The sequence below is a fragment of the Pueribacillus sp. YX66 genome, assembly GCF_041725775.1.
Taxonomy (GTDB): Bacteria; Bacillota; Bacilli; order Bacillales; family UBA6769; genus Pueribacillus.
This window is the reverse complement of sequence record NZ_JBEUEL010000001.1, coordinates 173,766-197,659: the sequence shown is the minus strand read 5'-3', so window position 1 is coordinate 197,659 and position 23,894 is coordinate 173,766. Positions and strand designations below refer to the sequence as shown.

24 protein-coding genes and 1 pseudogene are annotated in these 23,894 nt (G+C 36.6%); 2 read left to right on the top strand and 23 right to left on the bottom strand.

Annotation, left to right across the window (positions count from 1 at the left end):
• Positions 1 to 1,110 (top strand): ISLre2 family transposase (locus ABU914_RS01000; RefSeq protein WP_379667883.1); only part of this gene is annotated, 1,110 nt, incomplete at its 5' end.
• Positions 1,111 to 1,126: 16 nt separating this feature from the next.
• Here ABU914_RS01000 and ABU914_RS00995 read toward each other — a convergent pair.
• From ABU914_RS00995 to ABU914_RS00985, 3 genes are read right to left on the bottom strand one after another with little or no spacing between them, the layout of a single operon-like run.
• Positions 1,127 to 1,831: a T7SS effector LXG polymorphic toxin gene (locus tag ABU914_RS00995; RefSeq protein ID WP_379667882.1), complete on the bottom strand. Its 705-nt coding sequence runs from the start codon at positions 1,829 to 1,831 to the stop codon at positions 1,127 to 1,129.
• Between the two features lie 3 nt (positions 1,832 to 1,834).
• Positions 1,835 to 2,140 (bottom strand): TIGR04197 family type VII secretion effector, encoded by a 306-nt coding sequence (locus tag ABU914_RS00990; RefSeq protein ID WP_379667881.1) that lies wholly within the window; start codon positions 2,138 to 2,140, stop codon positions 1,835 to 1,837.
• 1 nt (position 2,141) lies between these two features.
• On the bottom strand, positions 2,142 to 2,561 hold the full coding sequence (locus ABU914_RS00985) for a YwqH-like family protein (RefSeq protein WP_379667880.1): 420 nt from the start codon (positions 2,559 to 2,561) through the stop codon (positions 2,142 to 2,144).
• 224 nt (positions 2,562 to 2,785) lie between these two features.
• Here ABU914_RS00985 and ABU914_RS00980 point away from each other — a divergent pair.
• Positions 2,786 to 2,923 (top strand): annotated as a pseudogene (locus ABU914_RS00980) (ATP-binding protein); the annotation flags it as partial.
• A 38-nt stretch (positions 2,924 to 2,961) separates the two neighbouring features.
• Here the strand turns inward: ABU914_RS00980 and ABU914_RS00975 are convergent.
• From ABU914_RS00975 to esaA, 20 genes are all read right to left on the bottom strand, one after another.
• Entirely contained in the window at positions 2,962 to 3,279 is a 318-nt protein-coding gene (locus tag ABU914_RS00975) for a hypothetical protein (RefSeq protein WP_379667879.1), read from the bottom strand.
• A gap of 20 nt (positions 3,280 to 3,299) precedes the next feature.
• A complete protein-coding gene (locus ABU914_RS00970; protein ID WP_379667878.1) occupies positions 3,300 to 3,524 on the bottom strand; it encodes a hypothetical protein in 225 nt (74 codons plus the stop codon).
• A gap of 622 nt (positions 3,525 to 4,146) precedes the next feature.
• Complete coding sequence (locus tag ABU914_RS00965; protein ID WP_379667877.1) at positions 4,147 to 4,992, bottom strand: hypothetical protein; 846 nt, start codon at positions 4,990 to 4,992, stop codon at positions 4,147 to 4,149.
• Between the two features lie 28 nt (positions 4,993 to 5,020).
• Entirely contained in the window at positions 5,021 to 6,457 is a 1,437-nt protein-coding gene (locus ABU914_RS00960) for a DUF6861 domain-containing protein (protein WP_379667876.1), read from the bottom strand.
• Positions 6,458 to 6,517: 60 nt separating this feature from the next.
• Positions 6,518 to 6,814, bottom strand: a complete 297-nt coding sequence (locus ABU914_RS00955) for a hypothetical protein (protein WP_379667875.1) — start codon at positions 6,812 to 6,814, stop codon at positions 6,518 to 6,520.
• 13 nt (positions 6,815 to 6,827) lie between these two features.
• A complete protein-coding gene (locus ABU914_RS00950; RefSeq protein WP_379667874.1) occupies positions 6,828 to 7,118 on the bottom strand; it encodes a hypothetical protein in 291 nt (96 codons plus the stop codon).
• 14 nt (positions 7,119 to 7,132) lie between these two features.
• On the bottom strand, positions 7,133 to 7,531 hold the full coding sequence (locus tag ABU914_RS00945; RefSeq protein ID WP_379667873.1) for a hypothetical protein: 399 nt from the start codon (positions 7,529 to 7,531) through the stop codon (positions 7,133 to 7,135).
• A 167-nt stretch (positions 7,532 to 7,698) separates the two neighbouring features.
• Entirely contained in the window at positions 7,699 to 8,010 is a 312-nt protein-coding gene (locus ABU914_RS00940; RefSeq protein ID WP_379667872.1) for a DUF4176 domain-containing protein, read from the bottom strand.
• 94 nt (positions 8,011 to 8,104) lie between these two features.
• Positions 8,105 to 8,503 carry a hypothetical protein gene (locus ABU914_RS00935; RefSeq protein WP_379667871.1) on the bottom strand — a complete coding sequence of 133 codons (399 nt, stop codon included), beginning with the start codon at positions 8,501 to 8,503 and terminating at the stop codon, positions 8,105 to 8,107.
• 25 nt (positions 8,504 to 8,528) lie between these two features.
• Positions 8,529 to 9,110, bottom strand: a complete 582-nt coding sequence (locus ABU914_RS00930) for a hypothetical protein (protein WP_379667870.1) — start codon at positions 9,108 to 9,110, stop codon at positions 8,529 to 8,531.
• A gap of 493 nt (positions 9,111 to 9,603) precedes the next feature.
• Positions 9,604 to 10,056, bottom strand: a complete 453-nt coding sequence (locus ABU914_RS00925) for a hypothetical protein (RefSeq protein WP_379667869.1) — start codon at positions 10,054 to 10,056, stop codon at positions 9,604 to 9,606.
• Positions 10,057 to 10,079: 23 nt separating this feature from the next.
• A complete protein-coding gene (locus ABU914_RS00920; RefSeq protein WP_379667868.1) occupies positions 10,080 to 10,499 on the bottom strand; it encodes a hypothetical protein in 420 nt (139 codons plus the stop codon).
• 21 nt (positions 10,500 to 10,520) lie between these two features.
• Positions 10,521 to 11,936, bottom strand: coding sequence for a T7SS effector LXG polymorphic toxin (locus tag ABU914_RS00915; protein ID WP_379667867.1), 1,416 nt, complete (start codon positions 11,934 to 11,936; stop codon positions 10,521 to 10,523).
• A gap of 5 nt (positions 11,937 to 11,941) precedes the next feature.
• On the bottom strand, positions 11,942 to 12,235 hold the full coding sequence (locus ABU914_RS00910) for a hypothetical protein (protein ID WP_379667866.1): 294 nt from the start codon (positions 12,233 to 12,235) through the stop codon (positions 11,942 to 11,944).
• A complete protein-coding gene (locus tag ABU914_RS00905; protein WP_379667865.1) occupies positions 12,222 to 13,352 on the bottom strand; it encodes a hypothetical protein in 1,131 nt (376 codons plus the stop codon). Before ABU914_RS00905 ends, ABU914_RS00910 begins: the two co-directional genes overlap by 14 nt.
• Positions 13,339 to 17,865, bottom strand: a complete 4,527-nt coding sequence (gene essC / locus ABU914_RS00900) for a type VII secretion protein EssC (protein ID WP_379667864.1) — start codon at positions 17,863 to 17,865, stop codon at positions 13,339 to 13,341. Before essC ends, ABU914_RS00905 begins: the two co-directional genes overlap by 14 nt.
• Before the next feature lie 35 nt (positions 17,866 to 17,900).
• Positions 17,901 to 19,199, bottom strand: a complete 1,299-nt coding sequence (essB, locus tag ABU914_RS00895) for a type VII secretion protein EssB (protein ID WP_379667863.1) — start codon at positions 19,197 to 19,199, stop codon at positions 17,901 to 17,903.
• Positions 19,196 to 19,468 carry an EsaB/YukD family protein gene (locus ABU914_RS00890; protein WP_379667862.1) on the bottom strand — a complete coding sequence of 91 codons (273 nt, stop codon included), beginning with the start codon at positions 19,466 to 19,468 and terminating at the stop codon, positions 19,196 to 19,198. The genes essB and ABU914_RS00890 overlap by 4 nt, the downstream gene beginning before the upstream one ends.
• Before the next feature lie 489 nt (positions 19,469 to 19,957).
• Positions 19,958 to 20,473, bottom strand: a complete 516-nt coding sequence (gene essA / locus ABU914_RS00885) for a type VII secretion protein EssA (RefSeq protein ID WP_379667861.1) — start codon at positions 20,471 to 20,473, stop codon at positions 19,958 to 19,960.
• Positions 20,448 to 23,747 carry a type VII secretion protein EsaA gene (gene esaA / locus ABU914_RS00880; RefSeq protein WP_379667860.1) on the bottom strand — a complete coding sequence of 1,100 codons (3,300 nt, stop codon included), beginning with the start codon at positions 23,745 to 23,747 and terminating at the stop codon, positions 20,448 to 20,450. Before esaA ends, essA begins: the two co-directional genes overlap by 26 nt.
• Positions 23,748 to 23,894: the final 147 nt, after the last annotated feature.

Here is a 23,894-nt window from a genome sequence, read left to right as displayed (position 1 = left end):
CGCCAGCGACAAAGTCCGCTTGTTGAAGTAAAAGTGGCGGAATTGGCTAGTAAAAGCGATTATCGTGAATCAGCACGGATATTGAAAGAGTGGACAGCTGTTGAAATGAGTCATACGACTGTTGGAAGTATTGTAAGACGCGTAGGGAAAGCTCAAGCAGAAGCTGATGAAAGAATGGTACAGGAACTTGAGGATTCGGCTGAATTGCCGGAGGGGAAAAAAGTAGATTTTCTTTATACAGAGGCTGATGGTGTTTTTGTTCGTGATCTGAAAAGGAATAAGCATATTGAGGTCTCCCACGCCATCATGTATGAGGGTTGGGATAAGAACGGAAAGCGCGTTTCCTTACGGAATCCTAAAGTTATCATGACCACAAAAGTGACCGAAGATTTTTGGAACGAAGTTCAAGCCCTTGCAGCGCATGAGTATTCCCTTGAAAATACTCAAGTAGTATCAAATAGTGATGGTGGCTCTGCGTATTCAGCTGAAAAATTCCGGCAAGCATTTTCACAATCTAGCTTTTCTCTTTTACATCAATTAGATGCTTATCACATTGAACAGGCTATTAATCGCACATTTGGTTACAAGAAGAGCAAATGGAAAGAGAAGATCCGAAAAGCATTAAAAGAGCATAATTTGGATGATTTTAAGCTCATTTTGGATACATATGAGAGTAAGTTGGAAGATGAGAAGAAAATCGAAAAGGTGGGCAAATTCCGTACGTATATTTTAAACCATTGGGACTACGTTACTGATTGGCACGAAAGAATAGATGATCCACCAGAGGGTGCAAGAGGTTTAGGTGTAATGGAATCCCGTCAACGACATATTTCTTTTCGTATGAAAAAGCGAGGAATGCATTGGAGTAAGGAAGGCGCGGAAGCTATGGTGAAAATAAAGCAAGGGATAGAAAATAATACGTTAAGAGAGGTATATTTAGCATCACAAAAAAGAAGTCATAGAAAACAACGTGAAGTAAAGAGAACGGTACGTATGTCAGAGTTTTTACGTCAGCCAACACGTCCATCAATCGGTGCTAAACAAGGTTCAATTAGCCTATATACAGCCCATTCTTCAGCGATAGGAAGATTATTTAAATCAATTAGCTAATCCCATTTTCCCCGTGTTATTTCGTTAGGTTCTTGCTTTTTAGAACGTAACGAAATAACACGGAAACCAAGCGATAGCGCGGTAGCCTAAAAAGCGTACAAAAATAGAGTGCTGAAAATATTGGTGTAAAAGAACAACCGAGAATAACTTGACACATACCTAACATCGTTTCAATTTGATAGATCATTTTACCTACGTTATAATTATCTATACTGCCAACGTCAGTAAATGCTAGGAATCGTTGTTGAAGTTGTTTGATCGTTTGTGTAACATTAAATTTATTTTCATTCACACTTGATAAACTTACCGGATTTACATAGCTAATATCTGAGATACTTTTAAGTATGCTGTTAATTACTAACGAAATTTTTTCTAATTCCTTATAATACGATGCAATCGTTTCATCGGTATTGAATAAATAGTGATTATCTATCTTTGCCGAAGAACTTGAATCAACATATGATTGAAAGTGAATGAGATGGTTATCTAAATTAATTTGCAATTCTGTAAACAGTTCTTGAAAGGCTTCTATGAGTGTTACATGCAATTGTTTAAAGTAATTTTTCGTTGCTTCCGCTGCCTTTCCAGTAAATGATTCCATTTGTACAACACGATTAACATCAGATTTTGCTGATTCCAATCCATCAATAAGTTGAATTGTCATTGAGAAGAATTCATTAGAAAAGGTGGTGACTTCAGCAATATCTACTTTATAACTCATCCGCTATATCCTCCTTCGTTCATAGCCTCCTAAACTGCCAGTGTAATGTGATATTCTCTCATCTTGTTCTATCATTTCTTCTCCGGTTTTTTGTAATTTATTAATATCCGCATTCAAAAGAGCTTTATATTTTTCTAGAAGTTCCAATGCTCTCATGACATTTTCCAGATCATTTTTAAATGGGTTAATCGTCGTCATGTTGAATGATTTATTTCGTCCCATGCTTACATATAAGCCATCAAGCGATGAACGAAGACTTTTTACATTACTTCGGAAAAGCTCAGTATTTAACTTAATTTCTTTCGACATCTTAACTCTCCCTCCTCACTTGTTTGATTTGATCGTTTAAGCTAGAAATTTGTGAATTGAGCATAGCCAAAGTACGTTCAAATGAATACAAGCTTTGCTGAGCACTTTGAATTTCTTCTTTCAGCTGTTCTTGCCTATCTTCTGTTCTCATAACATACTGGCTAACACTTTGTTTGTAATCTGAATAATGATGATCGAATGAATTTCTCTTTGTACCCTTCCACTGATGATCAACGACTTTAAGGGTTCTTATTTTCTGACTCGTTGACCTCAGCACATTAAGTTCCGTTGATAGTTTCTCATGTGCGACTTGTAAACGAGAAATTTTTTCTTGCAACGCTGAAATGCTCGCTTGCGCATTTAACTTTTGACTGATTGCCTTAGAATGCTGCTGTGTTAATGAACTTAAAACTGCACTCATAATTTACTCACACCCTTTGGCATAATACTTGTATTTAAAAACAGACTCTTGAACAAGGTTTTGCAAGTCAAGGATCTGGGGAGTATTGTTGTATAATTTAGTTAAAATAAGCTTATTATCTCTTTCAATAATGACTTTACAATTGTCCATACCATTGGTCTTCATCAAAATTAAACTTTTGAAATGGTTCTGAAAATTTAATTAGATAGTAATATCGAATCTTTGCATGGGGAGATATCTTCCAAGATCCCAAATTAGCAAACGCCATACTCGATAGAATTCTTCACCATGCGACAGTTGTTAATATTGTAGGAGATTCTTATCGACTAAAGGACCATATTCAAACGGAGAAAAAGTCGTAAGCTTAACCAAAATTTATTAGGTATGGCGGCAGCCATACCTAATAAACAAATTTGTACATCGTTAAACAATCGAAAGTGTACATTGTTATCTTGACATTTATAAAAAGAATAAAGTTGTTATTTAAATCCAAAGAAATCGTAAATTCCTCTGGATAGTTTTCATAGCCCTTCACTATCCCCATTCTAATAAAATAAAAGAAATAAAGAGGAGCAATCAAAATAAAGTAGAAAACGAAAAACATTAAAACGTCTCGGCTTTTCAATTTTTTTGATTTATTTTTGTACAGCTCCTCTACCTCATCTTTACTGATGATATTTTGTACCGTGTTAAATGACGTGGAAACTAGTTTTTTCATCTTATAAGCCCCTAGCCTTATTAACTCGACTTATCTTTTTCTCCGTACCATTCTTCTTCTTTTACATCAAATTTTTGTCGGAATTGTTCTGAGTATTTATTTAAATAATAGCTTCTAATAGCGACACCGAAAAGGTAAATAAAAGTTAACTGCAACAACGCAGTTGCTAGAGGATAAAATTCGACCAATGAACCCCAAAATCTAGTTGATATTTCTCCTGTGTCTTCAAAAATGACTTTTGACATATAATATAAACCACGATACCAAACAATACCCCCATAATTGCCTTCTGGTTTTTACTGGCCCATTCCACTAAAGCAGAGCATTCCTTCTTGTCTCCATACACCATATCAATCACGTTTCGATAACTTTTTATTACGGCAAATAAAAACCAATCAATAACCAAAGCAACATAAATCATACGTAGAACAAAATTAGAAACAAATAATTGGCTTACAATAAAAAAGATTAGCAAAAAAGTGAGCAAAAACAGCGTAAGGAATACTTGATAAAGAAAAAATCCTTTTATTTTTTTTCGATTTGCCAACGTATTATTGTCAGAGTAAAAAAAAGGAGAGCTTGGATACCATATACTTGGGAAAAACTTCGCAAACTCATTATGGCTATCAAGTAGGTGTCAGATTTTCACTACTTCGTTAGCCACAAACCATGTGCCACCATAAGTTGCTAGGCCAACAAAAAAGATAATAAATAAAATTGCCCGTCCAAAGCTAAAATTATTTATTTTTTTGTGTCACTCTGATGTACGGACATGATGCATGATTGGGCTTAAAAAAGATCCTTGAAGCATATGGTGCAAATCAAGGGACTGAGTAGTTTTTGTTTTATAATTTTGCGATAATCAATTCATAACTGTCCATACCATTCTTTTTTTTCATAACCGAATTTTGACCTAAATTGCTCGGAATATTTATTCAGATAAAAAAAACGAACAAGAGGTTTAACAAATAATAATAATGTCAACGGTGTAAAGGCTACAATCAATGGAAAAAATTCGATTATCGCACCGATAAGTTGTCTCTCAAAATCCAAATAATCCTTACCAAGTGCCGTTAACTTAAATACTTGATAAAAACCTAATAAAGCAACACCTCCCCCGATAATTTTTTTGTTGTTTATATTCCATTTTGTTTTTTGTGATTGAACTTGAATTTGCCTGTCAAATATAAATAATGATGCTTTCTGGTAACACCTTTTTATTGTGTAAATAATAATTACAACAAGAAGAGCTGTATAGATATGACGCAAGATTGGATCATTTACGAACAACTGGCTTATCTTGAATAAGTAAATAAACAAAGCTAGCACGTAAATATAAAGACTCGTGTTATAAATTAAAGATGCTTTTAAAATACTTTTCTTTCTCGCAACTAAAAACCATATTGTTGCAATTAAATACAAGATAGCTACTAAATGAACATAGTGAAAATTATCTAAAAAGGAGATATAAGCATTATTTAAATCCAATGGAACAGCAAATTCTTCAGGATTGATCTTAAATTCCCTAATTATAAACTTGCTTATAAAGTAGAAGAAATACAATGGGCTGATCAATACAAAATAAAAGAACAGTGTCATGAACACATCTTTAAATTTAAGTTTCTCATTCTTGTTTGTATACATTTCATTAACTTCGGCTTCATCAATTATATTCTCTACGTCGCTAAATGCTGCTGAAAAAGCTCGTTTCATAGTAAAGCTCCTTTTCTTTGAAAAAAGGTCAATAAGATGGTGACGGTTTTTTAAACGGATTTGACAATTTTTTAACAGAATCCCAAAGTTTCAAAGCTCGTTTTCCAGTTTCAATAACTTTTTTTGTTTTGTCAATTCCTCGTTGTACAGCGTTTCCAAATTCATTAACCTTTGATTTTGCATGGGAAATAACCTTGCTCGCTGTAGTTTTCACTGTATTATAACCAGCTTTAATTCCTTTACCAACTTTTATTGCCATATCAGCTGTCCAATCAACCGCTTTAAACGCCCGAGTCTTAATACTGTCATACATTTTTGGAAAAAGGAACTGAAGTCCTTGATTAATCCCACCAACCACTCCTCCTACGACGGCCCCTACTACAGCTGCCGGTACAGCGCCTATACCAAATGCAGGAATAGTAACCGTGCCACCTATTGCTCCACCAACAACTGCACCCACAATTAATCCATCAATGACACCAAAATTTTTTGCCATATCGATTGCCGTACCTGCAACAGCTTTTACGGTTCCTCTAGCAGCTCTTCCTTCAGTAAAGTCGCTCCAAACACGTTCGTCTTTTACGTTGTAGTATCCATGAATGCCTATTGATGCAATCGCACCTGCCCAACCAAACCTAACCCCGGCTCCAATAACTTTTTTGGCTAATTTGCTCTCGGCCAAGTATTCAATTGATTTGTGTAAGAATTTTAAGAGCTTTTTGTCGCCTAGCTCCCAAGCTAACTGTAATAGTTTTTCCGGTTTTGAAGCGAGCGTTAAGACAGCCTGCATATGCTTTGATGATTTTAACTTTCGAACAAAATTTTCCGATTCTCGAAGCATTTTTGTGAAGCCATCGGACTGCTCCATTACTTTTAATAAAATAGCAGCTTTCGTTGGATGATGTTTTGCAAGATCGTCAAATTTTTCTGAGAAATTATTAATAAAATCGGCAAGTGAACTAGCATCTTTTAATCTTGAGTACCAGTCACTTCCAAGCACTTCCTCAAATATATCTTTCATGTCTCCAAATTTTTTACTAATTTCTTCTTTGCTCATTTTTTGGATCTCAACAAAAAAGGCTTCTTGGACTTTAATTTCATATTGTTGAGTTAGCCGACTTTTCAGTTGTTCATCTTTTAATGAAATAAAGTTACGTTTATGTTCCTGATCTGCTTCAAGTACAAGACGCATTGGATTGTTGCTGTTTTCTGTTTGCATATTGTTCCATTTCGGAATATATTTTGAATTCAATTTATTTAATTTAGCTTTTCCACGACTGTACGCTAAGACACCTTCAAGATATTGTTGATCCTGGCTATGTAAATTGGTTAAATTCCGACTTACAACTTGAAAAAAGCGAGTATCAATCTCATTAGAAAAATCATCTAGTTTTCTTTTGAATTCTGTTGATTTTGCATAATATCGTGAAACAGGAAATATAAATTTACCGCCTGCTCTTCCCATCCTTCAAGACCTCCTTAAACAACCATGTCATTCTATAGGGTTGGAAGTGCACCGCTACGACTACCTCCATCCGCCACCGCCTGTTGCCAATGTTGCATCATGTTCTTCCATACTGTCCGCAGTGCTTTGCGCTCTTTCGATTAACTTTTGCCAGTTTGCTTTTTCATCTTTTATTTTCTTAATTTCGTTCGTAAGTAAAATGTCTAAGCTCTCTTTTGCTTCTCCGGCAAATTCCGATTGAATTACTTTTGCTAAATTTGTTAAGATAGCTTCTACTTGCTCATTTTTTGCTGTCACTTCGATCATTTTATTTATTAACGCATCTACGGTTTCTCGGTTATGTTGAATTTCAGACATACGTCCTCACATCCTATACGCTAAATTTAGGTTTTGAGCGTCTTTCCTTTGCAACCATATCGGTTATATAATTTTCTATTGTGGTTTGAACCATCTTCTCGTGAATTAATAAATCTTTCTGCTGGTTAACAAATGTTTCTGTTACGTCTAACAGTGTGGAATATGCCTTACCTTTTAATAGCTGTTGCGCCATTAGTAACTCTTTATTTAAATCAACTAATGACTCCTCATATTCTTGTAATTTAGTATGTAACTTACTTAAAGAAGGAGAAACGGCATCACCGTTAATTTTAATTTCAGACATTTGCATTTAGCTCCTTATATTCTGCTACTTAAACGCGCTCTTACTGTTGAGTCCAAATAAGTCAACCTATTCAAAGCTTGTCGTTTTAACTGTCTATTCCTAACGGGATCTTCACTGTCATACGTTCGATTCACAACATATAAGTGTTGATTATATTGACTTTCAATTTTCGCTTTTAATTGAGTAATTCGGGTATCAATCGCATCAAGTAAGCTTGGTTTCGCTGAATAAATAGACGAAACTTGCTCTTTTGTATCCTGGATCAGGTCTAAGTAACCGTCTTGAGAAACGCCGCCATTCCAACTTGGGATTTCTCCCGAAAAATTTAGGACAACTTCTAAACTGCTTATTTGTTTACTGGATACTGAGCTTCGCAAAGTTTCAAGTTGTTGAATGCGTGCGGTATAATCCAATCCACTCACCTTCTTCCTCTTAAATACACCTTGGCGTCTTTATGCCAAGGTTTTCTCAATTTCCAAAAAATCTGACATCGCTGAAGGCTTTAACTTAATTCAGCCAAGACTTGAACCGCAACTTGATGAAGTACCGCTATGTAGCTTCCCATTTCTGAGGAATAAACTCATATCATCTTTTTCTCAATCGTTAAGTTGTTTTCCCAATCTTTGTATAGCTTCATAAAGCGTTGCTCTTCTTCATCTGAATAACCTTTATGTAAGATCTCATCAATGTTTTCTTCATTAAAAAAGATTGCATTCTCTGGGTCAATTCCTTCCGGATAAGCGCAACCCATATAATCGAAGTAGACATCGTCTCCACTTTCTTCATCTTCCACAACCGCTCCTCTGCCGACGATCATAATTTTTTTCGTTCCATCTTCCAAATAAACGAGCGTACCTAATGGGAGTAAGTTTTCTGTTTTTGTGTTTGTCATGATAAATACCTCCTGTTCAATTTTTATTATGATTTAAAAAGAGACTCTTGAATTACATTGTGCACAACAAGAGTCTGAAAAGTTTCGCTTTTAGTCATGATTGTTCCTGTTGAAATTGTATTGTGTTCTCTCTTGCTAGTAACGTCTTCACTCCAGCAATGATGTATAAAATTCCTGCACCGGTTAAAAATGTCACAAGGCCAGATACGAGCAAAAATACTCCTTGGGCTGTTGTTGCATGTTCTTTAAGTCTTTTGCGCATAGTCAATCCGGTAACTGCCAAAATGAAAGGAATAGCTATGAATGCAACCCACAGCGAAAGGGGACCAGGGTAAGTAGTAAATTCCCATAAATATGCTCGCGTGTGTACTCCATTGATATTGATATCAATTGGCGTAATCATTCCGATTGTAAATAAAAACACTGCGCCTAAGAAGTACCAAATGGCTCCAATGATGATTAGACGGCTTGCAGCCTTCGCATGCCTATTCATATGTTTGTCTTTACCTTTTCGTACGTTATGCCTCTTCGTATTTAAAGTTTTCAATTTCCATAACTTGATTATCTTCGTTTAAGCTTTTTAATAATTCTTCTTGTTCAGAAGATAAAGGAAGAATGATCGGAAAAGCACCGTTCGTTTGCAATGTGCCAGCGCTGTCTTCACTCATTGTCACTTCTTGCTGTTTCCAAATGTATTCACCCTGATCGTTCCCGAGTGTAAAATCAAAGGCGATGTTTTTAATCGGCATCGGGAGGCGATTGATTCCTAGCAAAACGAGCTTCGTTTCACCTTCTTCATTATGAATCGTATTCACAGTATATAAACTAAAATCATTTACTTGACCAATATCCGGGTTATCTTGAATAAGTTTGTTTAACTCGTTGTAAATCGTATGATTTTCAATCGTTGCACCTGCTTCTTCATCCGCTTTTAACACTTGCAATGTGAGTTGCTCTTTGTCATTCATCTTATCTTCAGTAGCATTTGTTTCACTCGCGTCGTCAACGTTTTCATCTTTTCCTGTTTCAGTTGAATTGCCATTGCATGCTACTAACATTAATACGATTGCCAACATTGTGAGAATAAAATTTTTTTTCAATTTGTTCTCTCCCATCATCTTTTATGTCATTTAAAAGTTCGCCACTCTACCTGCGGACTTATTGTGCTCGTGGCAACCGTCCATAAGATCCCTACTTTAAGACTTTGATAAAGAAGACTTAGTGTGGTTCAACTGAAGCTTCAGAGTACAGGATGTGCTAGTGCAAACATTGCAATAGAACTCCGCGTTTTTCGCTTCGCTTTTGTTTGCTTTTTTACATCCGAACCATTACTGCAAACGAAACGCAGGATGTCAAAATGCAGATAGTACTAAAGAACATTGCATCATCATCTGCGTCCGAAGCTTGGTGACACTTCACTATCACTATCAAAATCAAGAGTGTATTATTTGTAACGCCGAACAGTGAGTTGAAGAAGTCCAAGTGAGAGATAACGGACGCTCATTACCTCATAAGTCTCGCTTTAAAACTCAAATGATCACGTATTCGTTTAAACTGTTTCATAAATATCCAATTGTAACAACGATTCATCAACTACGTTGGAAAAGCAACTTCAACGTCTTTCACTGCACCAGCCAATTCAGGTGCTTCATATTTTTCTTTTTTAGCATTTAATCCTTGAACCGGCACTTTTAAATGAAGAATAAACCCTTCATTCTGTTTAATTTCCCCTAAAAATGAGCGTGGGAGCTCTAACGCGATTTCTCCAAATCGAGCGTCTGTTTGAGTTCGTGATTGAAATTGTAATGTGGCTTTTAATCCACAAATTGTTTTTCCTGTCGTATTCACAAACACACCAACAACCGTCATCGCTCGTTCAATGTGAGAATACAAGCCTCTGATAATAACGAAGTTAATCGTTCCGTCTTGAAATGAAAAACTTCGCGTATCAAAAAATGTTTGAATTTCATCAAGCTCATGCCGTATATCTTCGTCATTCATTTGTGCTTCATGCGCTTTTGCTGGCACAATTTTAATTTTCTCCATTTATTTCACACCTTTTGGTGAATTTAGTTCACAAGATTTTCAATCTTTGTAGAGAGCCAATTTAATGCTGATTTAATACTTCCGATCAATCCTTCTGTACTATACACTTCATTTTGCAGTCTCATTAACTCATTGTTCAGTTCGTCTAAGTTTTGATCAATTTTCTTAATATAATCACTTAGACTATCATTTACTAAATCAGCCCTTAACAGATCTTGATAATGATCAAGCCGATCACCGATCCAATAATCGTAATTTTCTTTTGCGATTGTCTTTAATTTGTTTTGCAATGCGATAAGTTCACTTTTATGCTCAACAAATTCTGCTTTTAATTTTTCAACTCTCGTGATCTTGTTGTTTAACACTGTCATTTGATTGTTGTAAGCTTGTAGCTGGCTTTGTTTCGCACTATATTCTTGTTCCAATTGAATCCGTTCATGCATGGCAATCACCACCTTCATTGTTTACCATGGCCACTTTAGCTGTATCGATGGTATTTGTAAGTCTATTTTGACGCCGATAATAAGGGATAAGTCTACCGCGATCGTATTTGCTCTCACGTTAGCAAAGTCTGATGCAAAGACAGTTTCACTTGAAAACTCTACGCCAGCCGACGCTTGAAAGCCAGCACTAACGGACGCATCAACACCGAGTAAAGACTTGCTTGATTTATTTCCGTCCACGTCTGCAGAAGCACTTGCTTCTTCAACACCAAACAGCGTTAAACCTGCTTCAACCTTTGCTGAGGCACCAGAAGCGTTTCCACCTAAAGCAAATTTAAAATCGCCATCTTCATCTTCAGGAATTTTTACTGCAAATTGGCCGTCAGCAGAAAAAGCATCTGCTTTTCCAGTGACATATCCATTAAATGTCTCTGTTCCAATCATTGCCGTTCCTTCTGCTCTTGCTACAGCGACATTACCCTCCGCATCGATTCCTTCTGAATCGAAAGTGAAGCTTCCGTCTCCGCTAATAAGTTCCCCTTCGATACTCCCTGTAACATATTCTGTCGCTTGCCCTTCAAGAGAACCCTTTAACGCAGCAAATTCCCCTGCTGTATCTATAGCGTAACCTTCTCGTTGATAATAACCTTCAGCACCTAGCGCATAGCCTGTTGCAGCAAAATAAATATCTCCGTCAATCCCTGTTACCCATTGTCCATCTGCGACAGAGGCGTGACCGGCATTATAGATAAACGGATCATCTTCAACCATTTTGGCGAAAGCTCCGTCACTTTCAACGGTATACCAGTCTTGCTCTTTAATCGCATCAATTTTACTATAATCGATGCCACTTTTATCGCGAAAGTTCTCAGATAAATCATTAATTTGCTGAAACAGTTGCTCAACTCGCGCTTTAACCTTATTTAAATTGCTCGCAACTTTCGTATCATTTTCATCTAATCCTGTTCTCGTTTTTTCTATGTTGTTTAATACTTTCGTATATGAATTTGACACTGACTCAGTCGGAAGTTTCGTCGTACTTATAAACTCAGCAGCTCGGCTTAACAGTTGATTTGATTTAGTGTCTAATTGAGCAAATGTTCTACCCGTGTTTTCAATTGTTTGCTTCACATTTTCGATAGTGCCGGAACCAACAATTCCTTTTTCATTTTTTTCATAGTTTAAAAACTCCATTCGCATTTGATTGGCAGCATCGTGGAGTTCATGGACGATATTAATAATTTTTTCGGCTAGTTGAATATGAACAATTTCCATATATTCTTTAAACGCATCGCCAGTTTTTCCACGTAAATGATGTGTTTTTGATAGCACTAACGACCGTTTGAACTGTTCATATACGGCTGTCGATATACGATCTTGATAGTTGCGTAATTTTTCAACAAGCTCGTTGATTTCGTCATTCACTAACCTAGGCACTTCGTTCACGTCCCTTCAATATCGTGAGCGATTTCTGCGTCTTTGTTAACCCATCTTTCTTTCAGAACCTTCATTTCGTTGATGTCTTTGCGTGATAATGCGACATATGCATCCATACTTTTAGCAAAAGAATCTAAAATTGACATCATCATATCCATCGATTCTAAAATTGATTGTTTCTTAATATCTAGCACTTGTTTTGATTCAATTGAAGCTACTTCTGTAACCGAGTTTGTAAACTGTTCAATTTCTGAATCAAAACCTTCTATGTTTAGAAGTATTTCATTAGATGATGCCATATTTGCTTTCCTCCTTGTAATAATGGATATACCCCTCACGAATTTTATAATCACGGACTTGAACGAAGTCTTTTATCTCTTTAGCATTAAGTGTCTTTATGCTGTCGTACCATTCATAAATATTAATTTTATCGAAATGATGTCTCCCCGCCATTTCCACAAACGCGTGTGGTTGTTGTCCGATGAATTGGTCAAACCGTTTCAAAAATCTTATTTTTGCTTTCTCGACGTTATCTCGATCAATGATTCGTATCACATCATGCTTATACTTACGTAACGGAGTTTCAAAATAAATAATACTCGCATCCATATGATCAACTTCTATTGAAAAGTACCCATTAAACAACATTTCTCCAATTAATGTAAGAACGGCATATTCTTTCGAAATGTGTTCAAAGGTCGGTCCACGTTCAAATTTTATACAACCACATTGGTAATCATCTTTGCTTTTTTTAATAAAAGCTTCGTCTTGAAGAAAATGATAGTCTTCAAGACGAAAAAGATATTGCACATGAGTTGGTGTTATGTTTGGTATGGCTAACTGTTTAACGGCATCTTTGTTTGTTGAGCCATGGATAAATAAAAATAAATTTTGCGGGAAAAGTAAATAATTCCGCATCGTTCGTACTTCTTCAACGGTAACGTTTAGTAAATCTTTCGTGAGATATTCAAATTGATAGTCTTTGTTTTTATGCGAGAATTCCATTATTTTTAAACGGCCGCGAAATTCTAGATTTTTATAATGGGTCTGAAATCGTTCAATTGTACTTTTCTTTTCCTTCATGAACAATCCTTCGTCAATAAAATTGTTAAATAGTTCGTTTAAAACATATTGCATCTCCGTTACGTATTGTTCTTCTGATGATTTCCAATATACACTTGTGGCATTCGCTGAGACGGAGATGCCGACTTCTAACTTGTATTTCTTTTTTAGTACTGTTTTTACATAATTAAAATAGACATTTGCCGTAGATGCACCGATAAACTTCTCAACTTTATCAACCCTAATTTTTCGCGATGTAAAACCAATGCCAGTCGTGATCGATATGTACACGTCTCCTTGTAACGGTGTGTTATTCATACAAACGATAGAGTCAGCCACTTCAAACGCCTGCATATGATGGCCTCCCTTTTTTGGCAACTTTTATTTTAAGCTGCTTATTATTCGAAATGTAGTATGCTTCTCCTGCTTCTAAATTCTTCTCAAATGTCAATCGATTTGAGACGTGGTACACACTTTGATTTTTCAACTCGCTAAAGAGCAGGGCTGAACCTGATTCTCTTAAATATTTCGTTAGCGGATCGTAACCTTCCAATAATGAGAGCGATGCAGCTATGATGAAGTTCAGATTATATTCTCTTGATTGTTCTAGCAATGTAATAAATTGCTCTTCGATCGATGGGTCCAATTTACTACGAATCATCGCATAATCCGTTATAACAATCGTTACGAGATTCATTTCTTTATATAACTGTTGAATTTCTTCACGTGGTGCATTTTGCTTTCGCAATTCACTTACTGCTTCACGACGCTTAATGAACCAATCTTTCAATCGGTCAAATATTTGCATGAAGTAATCTTTGCCTTCTCCGTACGCACAATTTTCATTTTGATAATCAGAAAAAGTATATTGTTCATTATCGATAACGATGACATCTGTCCCTATATGAATATATGAATCAATTGCAATTTCAATCGAATCAATCGTTTTTGAATAATCATCGCCTGTAATCACAAATGGCGATTCTTTTTCGATATAAAGCGGAACAGGTAATACGTCAATCATATCGACACCGAGACTAATCCCATGATTCTCGTAAATCGCATTTGTACTCTTCCATTCTTTAAACTCTGAAAAATGAAGGGTTTCAGGGACCATCGGAATGGGTTGTGGCACGCTTCCAGTCCATGATTCTCGCATATCTTTTGCTTCCTGTTGAAGTCGTTCAATCACTTCAAGCGTATCGTTTCCTTCAACTGGCAAAGCCGTTTGAAATAGCGTCGGTTGTTCAAGCTTAATCAATCCTCGTCCTGCAATTTCTTCAGGTTCGATTTCTGTTTTGCCAACGATAGCTCGAAGTTCTGCCTGATCAATTAAGTACAACGCGACTTGTGTTTTGATGTTGGAAAGCAATGGCATTCTTAGTGCATTTTGTCTGCCCGCACTTATAACTAAGTGTAGTCCGATACCGCCGCCCTCACGTGCAATCTGTGTCATTAATGCTTCAAATTCCTCAACGTAGTCCGCTTCACGTACAGAATCATAGTTATCGATAATAATAACTTGATGTGGTACGCTTTCACTGCTCGCTTTCGTATACATTTCAATATTTGCGACTCCATACTCACTAAGTTTTTGTTTTCGAACTTTTATTTCTTCTGTAAGTCTGCGTAAAAGCTTTTCAATTTTTTCTTGTTCGTCAACGAGAAACGTATCCGCAACGTGGGGCAAATCCTTAAGCGGCAACAATCCGTTCGTACCGAAGTCAAGTAAATAAACATGGAGCATTTCTGGATTGTGTGCTCGCGCTAAATCCATAACGACTGTTTGTAAAAATGTTGATTTTCCATAGCCTGGGCTTGAAAATACAACGAGATGACCGTCTTTCGTCAAGTTTATTCGCAATGGCTTCTGATCTTGCATTTCAGGTAAATCCGCAAATCCAATCGTTGGTTCTAACGGCATAAGTACATTGCTTTCCCATCCGTCTCTATTTACATCACCTTTTATTTTTTGTAGACTTATCCGTTCTTGAAGCGGAGGCAACCATGGACGTGGTAGCGTCTCAATTTGTTGTTCGTTTGCAACGACAGCGATGTAATCGATAACTGCTTCTAACTCTGTCGGCACTTTTTTAATGTCTTCCTTTTCACCAAGTCCACTTAAATCTTCGCTTAAAATATCATATTGCCCGAGTTCATTAATTGCATAAATGGTTGTATCGACGGCTTGTTCATCTTCTTTATCTGTAACGTAATTAGCTCCACTCCACGCACTTTGAAATAACTCATAAATTTCGTTGTTACCTACTTGTAAATATGCACGACCTGGCAATGTAATTTCTGCTGCATCAGGTGTTTTTAATATTTCATTGGAGTCACTTGCATCTTGAACTTTAAGTGCAAGCTTAAATTTTGAGTTCGACCAAATTTGGTCATCAACGACTCCACTCGGTTTTTGAGTTGCTAAAATGAGGTGAATCCCGAGTGAACGCCCAATTCGTGCAGTGGATACGAGTTCTTTCATAAACTCAGGTTGCTCCGCTTTCAATTCGGCGAACTCGTCAGAAATTAAAAACAGATGTGGCATCGGATCTTTTGCTTCGCCTTGCTTATATAGCTTTTGATATTGATTAATATGATTGACATCATGCTCTCCAAATACGCGTTGCCGCTTTTGAAGTTCTGCTTTAATTGAAGCTAACGCACGCATCGATTGAGCACCGTCTAGGTTCGTAATTGTTCCTAACAAGTGCGGGAGGTTTTTGAATAAATTCGCCATTCCCCCACCTTTGTAGTCAATAAGAAGAAATGCCACTTCATGTGGGTGAAAATTAGCCGAAAGGGATAGAATATAAGATTGAATAATTTCTGATTTTCCTGATCCCGTTGTTCCTGCTATTAAACCGTGCGGACCATGTGCCTTTTCATGTAAATTTAATTTGACAATATCATCTTTCCCACGTAATCCTAACGGAACAGCTAAGCTTTTGTACGTATCATTTTGTTCCCAACGTGATATGACATTTAGTTCATCAACTTTTTCAATTCCGTACATTTCGAGGAATGTTACACTTTCAGGAATTGAGTTTTTCAAATTTTGTAAATGGTTTAATGGGGAAAGTGACCTTGAAATATCTTCTTTGTTAAATTGTTCTGGAAAATGATCAAGCGTAAACTTACGATTCACGAGTTCACCTTGTTCAAGAACTATCGTTCCGTTAGTAGCGTCGCGTATATCAACAACGGTTTGCACATGTTCTGGCAAAGACTGCATAACATCTTGGACAAAGACAAGCGAAACACCTAAATCTCTCGGATCTTCATTGAAAAACTCCATGACGATATGGTCTAAAATTAATTTTTCGTCTGTAATCAATACAACAAAATGAGGAGAAAAATAAATTTTTTCACTTTTATTTCCATGCTCCTCAAGTTCTAATTTTCGTTCTTTTAAAATTTGATAAAAAGAATTTAATACTTGATCTCGCGAACGTTCATGGTATACAAAACCACGTACGTTGATCCCTTTTAAGCTTGCATGAGGTAACCACCGCATCCATTCCCATTCACACTTTTCTTCTTCTGGAAAAATCGTTATAAATTGTAAATCATGATAGCTGTGAAACATCGCTAATTGACTGACAAGCAATTGCAACTGTTCAAGGACGAGGTTTCGTTGCCCAATGTAACCGACAGGACCTTCCGCAAGAGTTGTTACAATCGGTACATTATCAATCGTTGTATAGTGATTTCTTAATTCCCTCGCCTCTTTAATGAGAACATCTTTATCAAGTGAAAATTCTTCTTCATTGAATTGAATTTCAAAGCTTGCTTTTTCCTGTCCCAGCCCAGCACGATAAGTTAAAAAGTCATGGTGGAACATCGTTTTTTCGTAAATGCGTGGATGGACATTGACGGCCATTTCACGCAGTTCTTCAATATTTGGATAGTGATATTCCAAGGCATATCGTTGTTCTTCAGTCGTTTCATTTAGTTCCTTCGTTTTTTGTTTTAAATACTTGCGATATTCAACATCTCTTTCTTTCGTATCTTTTCGATATTGCTTCACATTTTTAACATATGAGATCGTAGAATAAATAATTGTTGTCACTGTCATCGCTAACATGACAATGATATATACTCCACTTGCTCGAAAAAACGAAACGACAACCATAGCGGCGATCATGACAAGCGGTGGCACGATAAGTCGTCCAAGCTGTTCACTCGGTTTTGACGGCTTGCTTGAAGGTTTCGCAATCGTCACTTTTTCTTCAGGTTCACGATAAATAATTCGTGGTGAACGGTGGTAATCTGGGTAGTCACCATCATAAATAGATTCGGTAACATGTAACGTTGTTAATGTTGTCGATATCTGTTTTTCATTAGCAAGGACTTGAATATGATTTTCACCGACTTTTACAATGATTCCATCGACAAACAGCTCATCCCCAAGGTGAAGCTCTACTTTTCCAGTTGAAAGTAAGTAATTGTGATAAACTTCACCGCGTAGCACTTCCAGTTGAAATCGATCATTTAGAGCATCTCGATATAACAATAAATCAACTGACGTTCCGTTAATCTGGATATCATCGTAGTCATTCGCGCCAAATGTAATGCTTCTTTTTGATGACGTATCAAACGTTTTCCAACTCGAGCCGTCAATTAAATAAAAGTGCATCGGCCTATTTTCCAAATGAATGACGAGTTGATCATTGAGATGAAGTGTTTGTTCTGCAATTTCGCACTTTTCCCCATCCCAATTGACAGAAAAACTCGTCGGAACGGTTTGAAATGTCACCGTATCGGAAACGTTATTTCCAACCGTTACTTCTTTATGTTCATCTTTCGTCAATTGACATTTATGCAGTTCATCATCATAGCTCAACAACAACATCTGTTGTGCCATTTTTCTCTTCCTCTCTCAGATGATCATTACCTCGATCATTTTCTGTCCTTCTTCGGTGTTTCGTCAGACTTTTTCTTATTTTTATTGGTATCGTCAGTTTTCCTATGTTCTTGTTCGTCTTTGTCTGTATTTGCCGGAACAGCTTCTTGATCTGGAAAGCCGAGTTCGTCATCTTCTTCCAACCCATATTCGTTACGATAATCATTGAGCTCATTGTGCAGCGAGCGAACGTGTTCATCACGTTCTGAGCCACTTAAGTTCGGATCATTTTTCGCCTGCTCAATTTGTTTAATAATGGCATACATAATTAATTGCGGATCATCGATGTATTTTGCTAAATCTACCGTTTTTTCAAAATTCCCTCGCCCGTTATAAATCCAATAAAGTAAATAATTACGATCGCTTTTCAAGCTAATATTGTTCATAATTGCTGTCTTTTGATCTTCTGACAATTTCTCAGTCATAACATATGAATAAGCTAAAATATATTTCGCCGGATCGGGCAATTTTTCTGGATCAATTTCATTTAAATCAGTAATGACTTTTCCATAGTCCGATGCAAGGAAGTCACGATGCGCCTCGAGAAGATCTTCCTGATAAGGAGCTTTAACGAGACTAAAATAAACGAGTGGTATTGCTAATAATACGGATAAAACGAGCATTGAAATTGCTAGACGCTTAAAAAGAACGAAACGTTTCTTTGGAACGAGAGACATCGTTTCTTCTGTTTCTTTTTGCTCTTTGACATATTCTTTTTCCAAATAAGCTACAAGCGACTCGTTCTCGTCAAATGATGCGAGTTTTTTTTCAAAATCGGAATCTTTTATATGTTTAATTGAACCAGCATAAAGCTCATCAAACGTAAACTTTTTGGAAAATAGGGCGATACTTAAACATTTATACTGCAAAAGAAATGTTTCCTCACTCATCTCGTACGGAGGAACGTAATCACGAATTCCGCGATATACAAGCTTTGGAATAAGATTATCATCAAAGATAAGATTATTTGGATGTAAAAAAAAGCTCGTTCTCGTATCTAAGCATGCTTGAAAACGAGCAACATTAAGCAATAAACGAAGCTTGTCATTTCGGTTTAGCTTGACAATGTCTTTCCACGTTTTGGCACGAGATGGAATCGAGTAAACAAACGTAAATGCGTCATTGTCATCTTCAATTTTAACCGGTACAAAATAATCTGATGGCTCTTTAATTAAAGTGAGCTGACTAACTTCTCTAACTCTCGTTTGGGACTTAGTTAACGACAGACGCCACGTATCTTCTTCGATTAAAAATTGCAGTTCAAAATCATGTATCTTTATATTTTTTTCTTTCATTCTCTCATTGACCCCTTTGAAATGACGATTAATCGATCGCCATCTGTCACTTTATAATCGATAAGTTTATCGTCGTCTGCTAACAGTAAATGCTTCGTCGGTACTTTTATGACCCATGGTGACGATTGTGAAACGTTTAACTGTAACGTCTGTATGATATTTATTAGCAGTTGTTTAATAGGCTGATGGATAGGGATACGTAAATCATACTCTGATTCGCCCAAGTGTTGAAAATCTAACGTTACGTTAACATGTGTTTTACTTGACATTACTGTTCCCCTCAATTCATTTTGACGAGTGATCCCATTCAAAAGCTTGTTCAAAAAGTAGGATAAAAAAATCCAACGAATATGCGCCTTCAATTACTCATCTTAGAAAAACACTATCTCGTATTGACATCGATACTAGCAAGCTGATTTCTATATCGCCTTGCACATATGAAGCGAACGATAAGCTAGACGATTTAAAACATCGTCAGAAAGTCCGTGACCCTAGGCTAGACATACTTATTTCTTCATTGTGTTTGCGACATTTTATCTTACTCTTTAGAGAAGTTCCTACAAAAACGCTAGCTCATTTATTATTCGAATTGTTTTTATCGGACTTTTTGAACAGCTTCTAACAGAAGATGAAGGAGAAGTACTATATCTTACGCAACCTCAAGTTAGCTTACATAATCGAGTAAAACGATGAAAGTAACATACATCACTTCTTTCCTTCACCAAAATGATCATTTAGATTTAAATCGTTGCAAAGCTTTACTCGAACATTCTTCGCATAAAGGCGTAAATTCCTCCACAGATGGCTAACGCCACCCCGATTAAGCTTGCTAAAATCGGGGTGTTCGTTGAACCAGAGTCACTGCTTTCAAGATGTTCTTCGGCTTCAGAAACTAATCTAGGTGTGACGTAATCATTTGCAAACAAAACCGCTTCTGTTTCCTTTAAAACGACATTCTCTTCATGCGGTTGAAGAAACAAGGTTTTTTCTAATTCGGCTTGTTCTTCATCTCGTTCCACTTGTTTCGTTTCAATCATTTTTTTCGTTGTATCATCAAATAATTCTGGAGCAATCTTTTCAAGTTCGGTCTCCGTATTGGCAGATATTTCCTGACCGGATAATGCATTATTTCCACCGATTCGTTCTTGTTTAAAACGTAATTTCCCAGTATGCTGCAGCGTTTCTTCCGCATTCACAGGGAATGCTAGCAGTAATACTAAGGCTAAGAAAAGAAACAGTATCAATATACTAGTTCGCTTCAGGCATCCCTTCATTGGATTCAACCTCTTTCTCTTTCGAGCGTTGTATCACATATAGATTTCCAATTAAACTTAAAATGAGTATGCCAGCAAGACTTATGACAACTGGGCTATATCCCCCACTTGCCTGCATAAACTTCGCTAACATCGATTCAATGTACTGTAAAGGTGAAATTTGCTTAAGCGAGCTAAACTTCCATTCACCGTCACTCGTGAGAGCATTCGTAACTAGCAAATACAAACTGAGCATCATTAATAAAATAAACATTCCTACCATTTTCAATTGTCGTAGTAAGTAGGTTGTAACTAGTAGCAACGTCACCATGATGAGCACATTTAAACCAATCCACTGAATGAGTTTCGTTTGACTAATTTGAAGTAAATAGCCTGATATGATACAAATGACGAGCCCTTCGACGATGCCAATACTCGCAGTAATTACCGTTATCGGGAAATTTCGTTTCATGAGTGAGGCATCTTCATCATGCATTACTTTTTGTTGTCGACGTTCATCATATGTTGAAATAACATATGCGGTGAACAGTGCAACGATAAAGCAAATCAATACTAAAAAGTATGGTGTTAACGAATCACCAGCCATGATGATGCCATCATTTTTCACTTTAACCGGCTCCGATAAGAAACTGTATAAGTCTTCATTCGGACGATCTCCGATCCGACTATTTGCAAGTACATTCACAAAATTATCTGCAAAATTTTTGTCGTTCTTTAACTTTTCGACCAATTGTTTTGATAACGCATCTGCATTCGATACGATTGCAGCACCACTTTCTTGAATTTGCTTCGCATGATTGTCAATCGTTTCAAGCGTGTCATATACGTGGTCAGCGGAGGTTAAATTGGAATTTGCTTGCTCTGCTAAAGCTTGACTTTGTGTTAAATACGCTTTGAACTCTTGATCAAGCGCGACAATCAACGCCATGTCTTCCTCTTCATTAAGTAGAACTTGCTCCTGCCCTGCAACAAGATTTAAGCTTTCTTCACGCCACTCTTCCAAATCTGCTAACGTTTGTGCTACGTTTGCGTTTAAAGCTTCGGCCTTTGTTTTCGTCTGATCAATTGTCTCTACCATTTGGTTGACGTTCTTTTTAGTATCGTTTAGTTCATTTTTAAAGTTAGCTATTTTTCCGTTAACTTTCTTCACTAGTTCCGCTGTATTTTCTGTAATGCTATCGATAATTGCACCGACGATGATGTCTACAACATCTGTTTTATTAAACAGATAGTAAAGAGATCGTTCGGTTGCTAATTCGCTTAGCGTTTTTTCATTAAATTCGCTTGGTAACTGAGTCATATCGAAACCAAAATAAAGCTCATACAACGAAAACAATCTTTCGTAACTTGCTACCGTTTCTGCCGCTTCATTAATAAAACGACCTTTTTTATTATCTAAAAGCGATGTTTGCACGGTATGAGTAGCATAATTATTTTCAATTTCTTCTTTGATTTCGATCCGTTCTGTCTGTGGTTCAGGCTCCTTAGGTTCTTCCCCACCGTCGGATTCTTCTTCAGTATCATCCGAAGCTTCTTTATCCATTGGATGAATAGAACTTCCAGAATCTTCAAGGTTATGTTCTTTCTCATTATCTAGTTGTTCTGGCTGTGGGTCATTACCATGTTGTTCTGTTTTTCTTTGCTCATAAACTTCCCAACGCCAAGTCATTGGTTCAAAAATATTAATCTCTGAAACATTTTGTTTTAGCCTAAATATTGCTTCAACTTTAAGTTCACCTTGTAAATCCTTAGGAAGTTCAATCGTTTGCCCATTATACCAATTATAGTCACTTGACCAGTTTGAGTCGGCAACTGATAACTTTAAATTTCTAACGTAAAATTCTTCAGGAATGTTAGTCAATTTAAATTGTGTTAACTCTTCACCTTCTGAATCACGTAACGGAAGCTCGACTGTATCAGTTGCAGTAACTCCAGTTCTTTTCAATTCCCTTTTTACATCTTCTACTAATTTATTTAATGGGATTTCGTTATTTGCAGGTCCTCTTCCACTTCCAAATTCATCATCATTAAGAAGCTTTTTTGTCACTTTAATGACGTTCGTTAAACGTGTTGTCGTGTTCGGTTCGCCTCTAGACTCAAATCCTAATTCGATAATTTCAGTCTCATTTAATGTAGGCAACTTTGAAATTTCTTCTTCAATTTTCTTGAGAACCGCTCTATTTGGCTCGCGGTAAATCCCTTTCCCTTTAAAGATATCGTTAAATTCGCCATCAAATACTTCTTTTAACTTTTTGCGAAGTTCCTTATTTTCATCAGCCAGTAAATCATTAAGCTGCTTTTCTACATCTGCTACTTTTTTAACAGCATTATTTAACTCACCTTGGATGTTCGTTCCAAGAGTAAGGATTGTTTCCGTTTTTTCTTTTCGCTGAAACTGGCTATGTATAAATTCCGTCGAAGATTTCAATTGATCAAGCTGATTCATAACATCGTCATGATGCATCTTATTTCGCAATGTATTTAAATCACCGTAAACGCTTTGAGTGAAGTTGTGATGTTCTTGGTGAGTATCCACCATGTCGCTGAAATTCGTTACGTATTTTTGGTTTGAATTTACACCTTCGTACAAGTTTTCTTCAAACATTTTAAGAATGTCTTTAAAATTAGTAAAACTATCTCTTGAAATCTTTGAATGATCCTGTACGACTGAGAATTGCGACGTGTATTCTGCAAGTCCGTTATTGACGTTTTGATTATATGCATTCGTATAACGAGCTTCTTTTTCAATAATTTCCTGCACATTATCTTGAGCATCTTGTAAATTGCCGATAACACTTGCAAAGTAAACATCAATAATCCGACGATTAAAATCATTTAAAATATTAATGGCCGTTTCTTTCGCTTTACTTCTTACTGCATCGCTTTCAGATGCATTAATTTTATAACTAATTTGTACTTTTTCCGGGGAATCAGAATCGATCGATAGTGCTTTTTCCGTAAAATCATGCGGAATTACGATCATCATATTGTACAAGTTCTGTTCAATTCCGCTTTCAGCCACACCGCGGCTAACAATATACCAATTATGAGTGCTATCTTTTTCAATACTTCTTACAAACTCTCGACCAAAATCTAATTGTTCATCATTAAAAAATGCCCCCCTATCTTCATTCACAAGGGCGACGGCCATTTTCTTAACATCTTGCTCTGTCGCTACTTGTTCTGCTTGATTAAAAGCTAAAAACGATGGCCATGAAGATAAAACGAAGACGAGGATTAAAAATAATAAAGCACCCCACTTCAGTTTCTTCATTTCATCAACTCCTACACTCGATCTCAAAGTATACTTCACATTTGTATCTCATTCCGTTATAAGTATGTAATGAACAAATGCCACACAACAGTTGTCGCGTGGCACAAGTAACGAGCTAACTCAGCACTTGTCCTTTATTTTCATTGA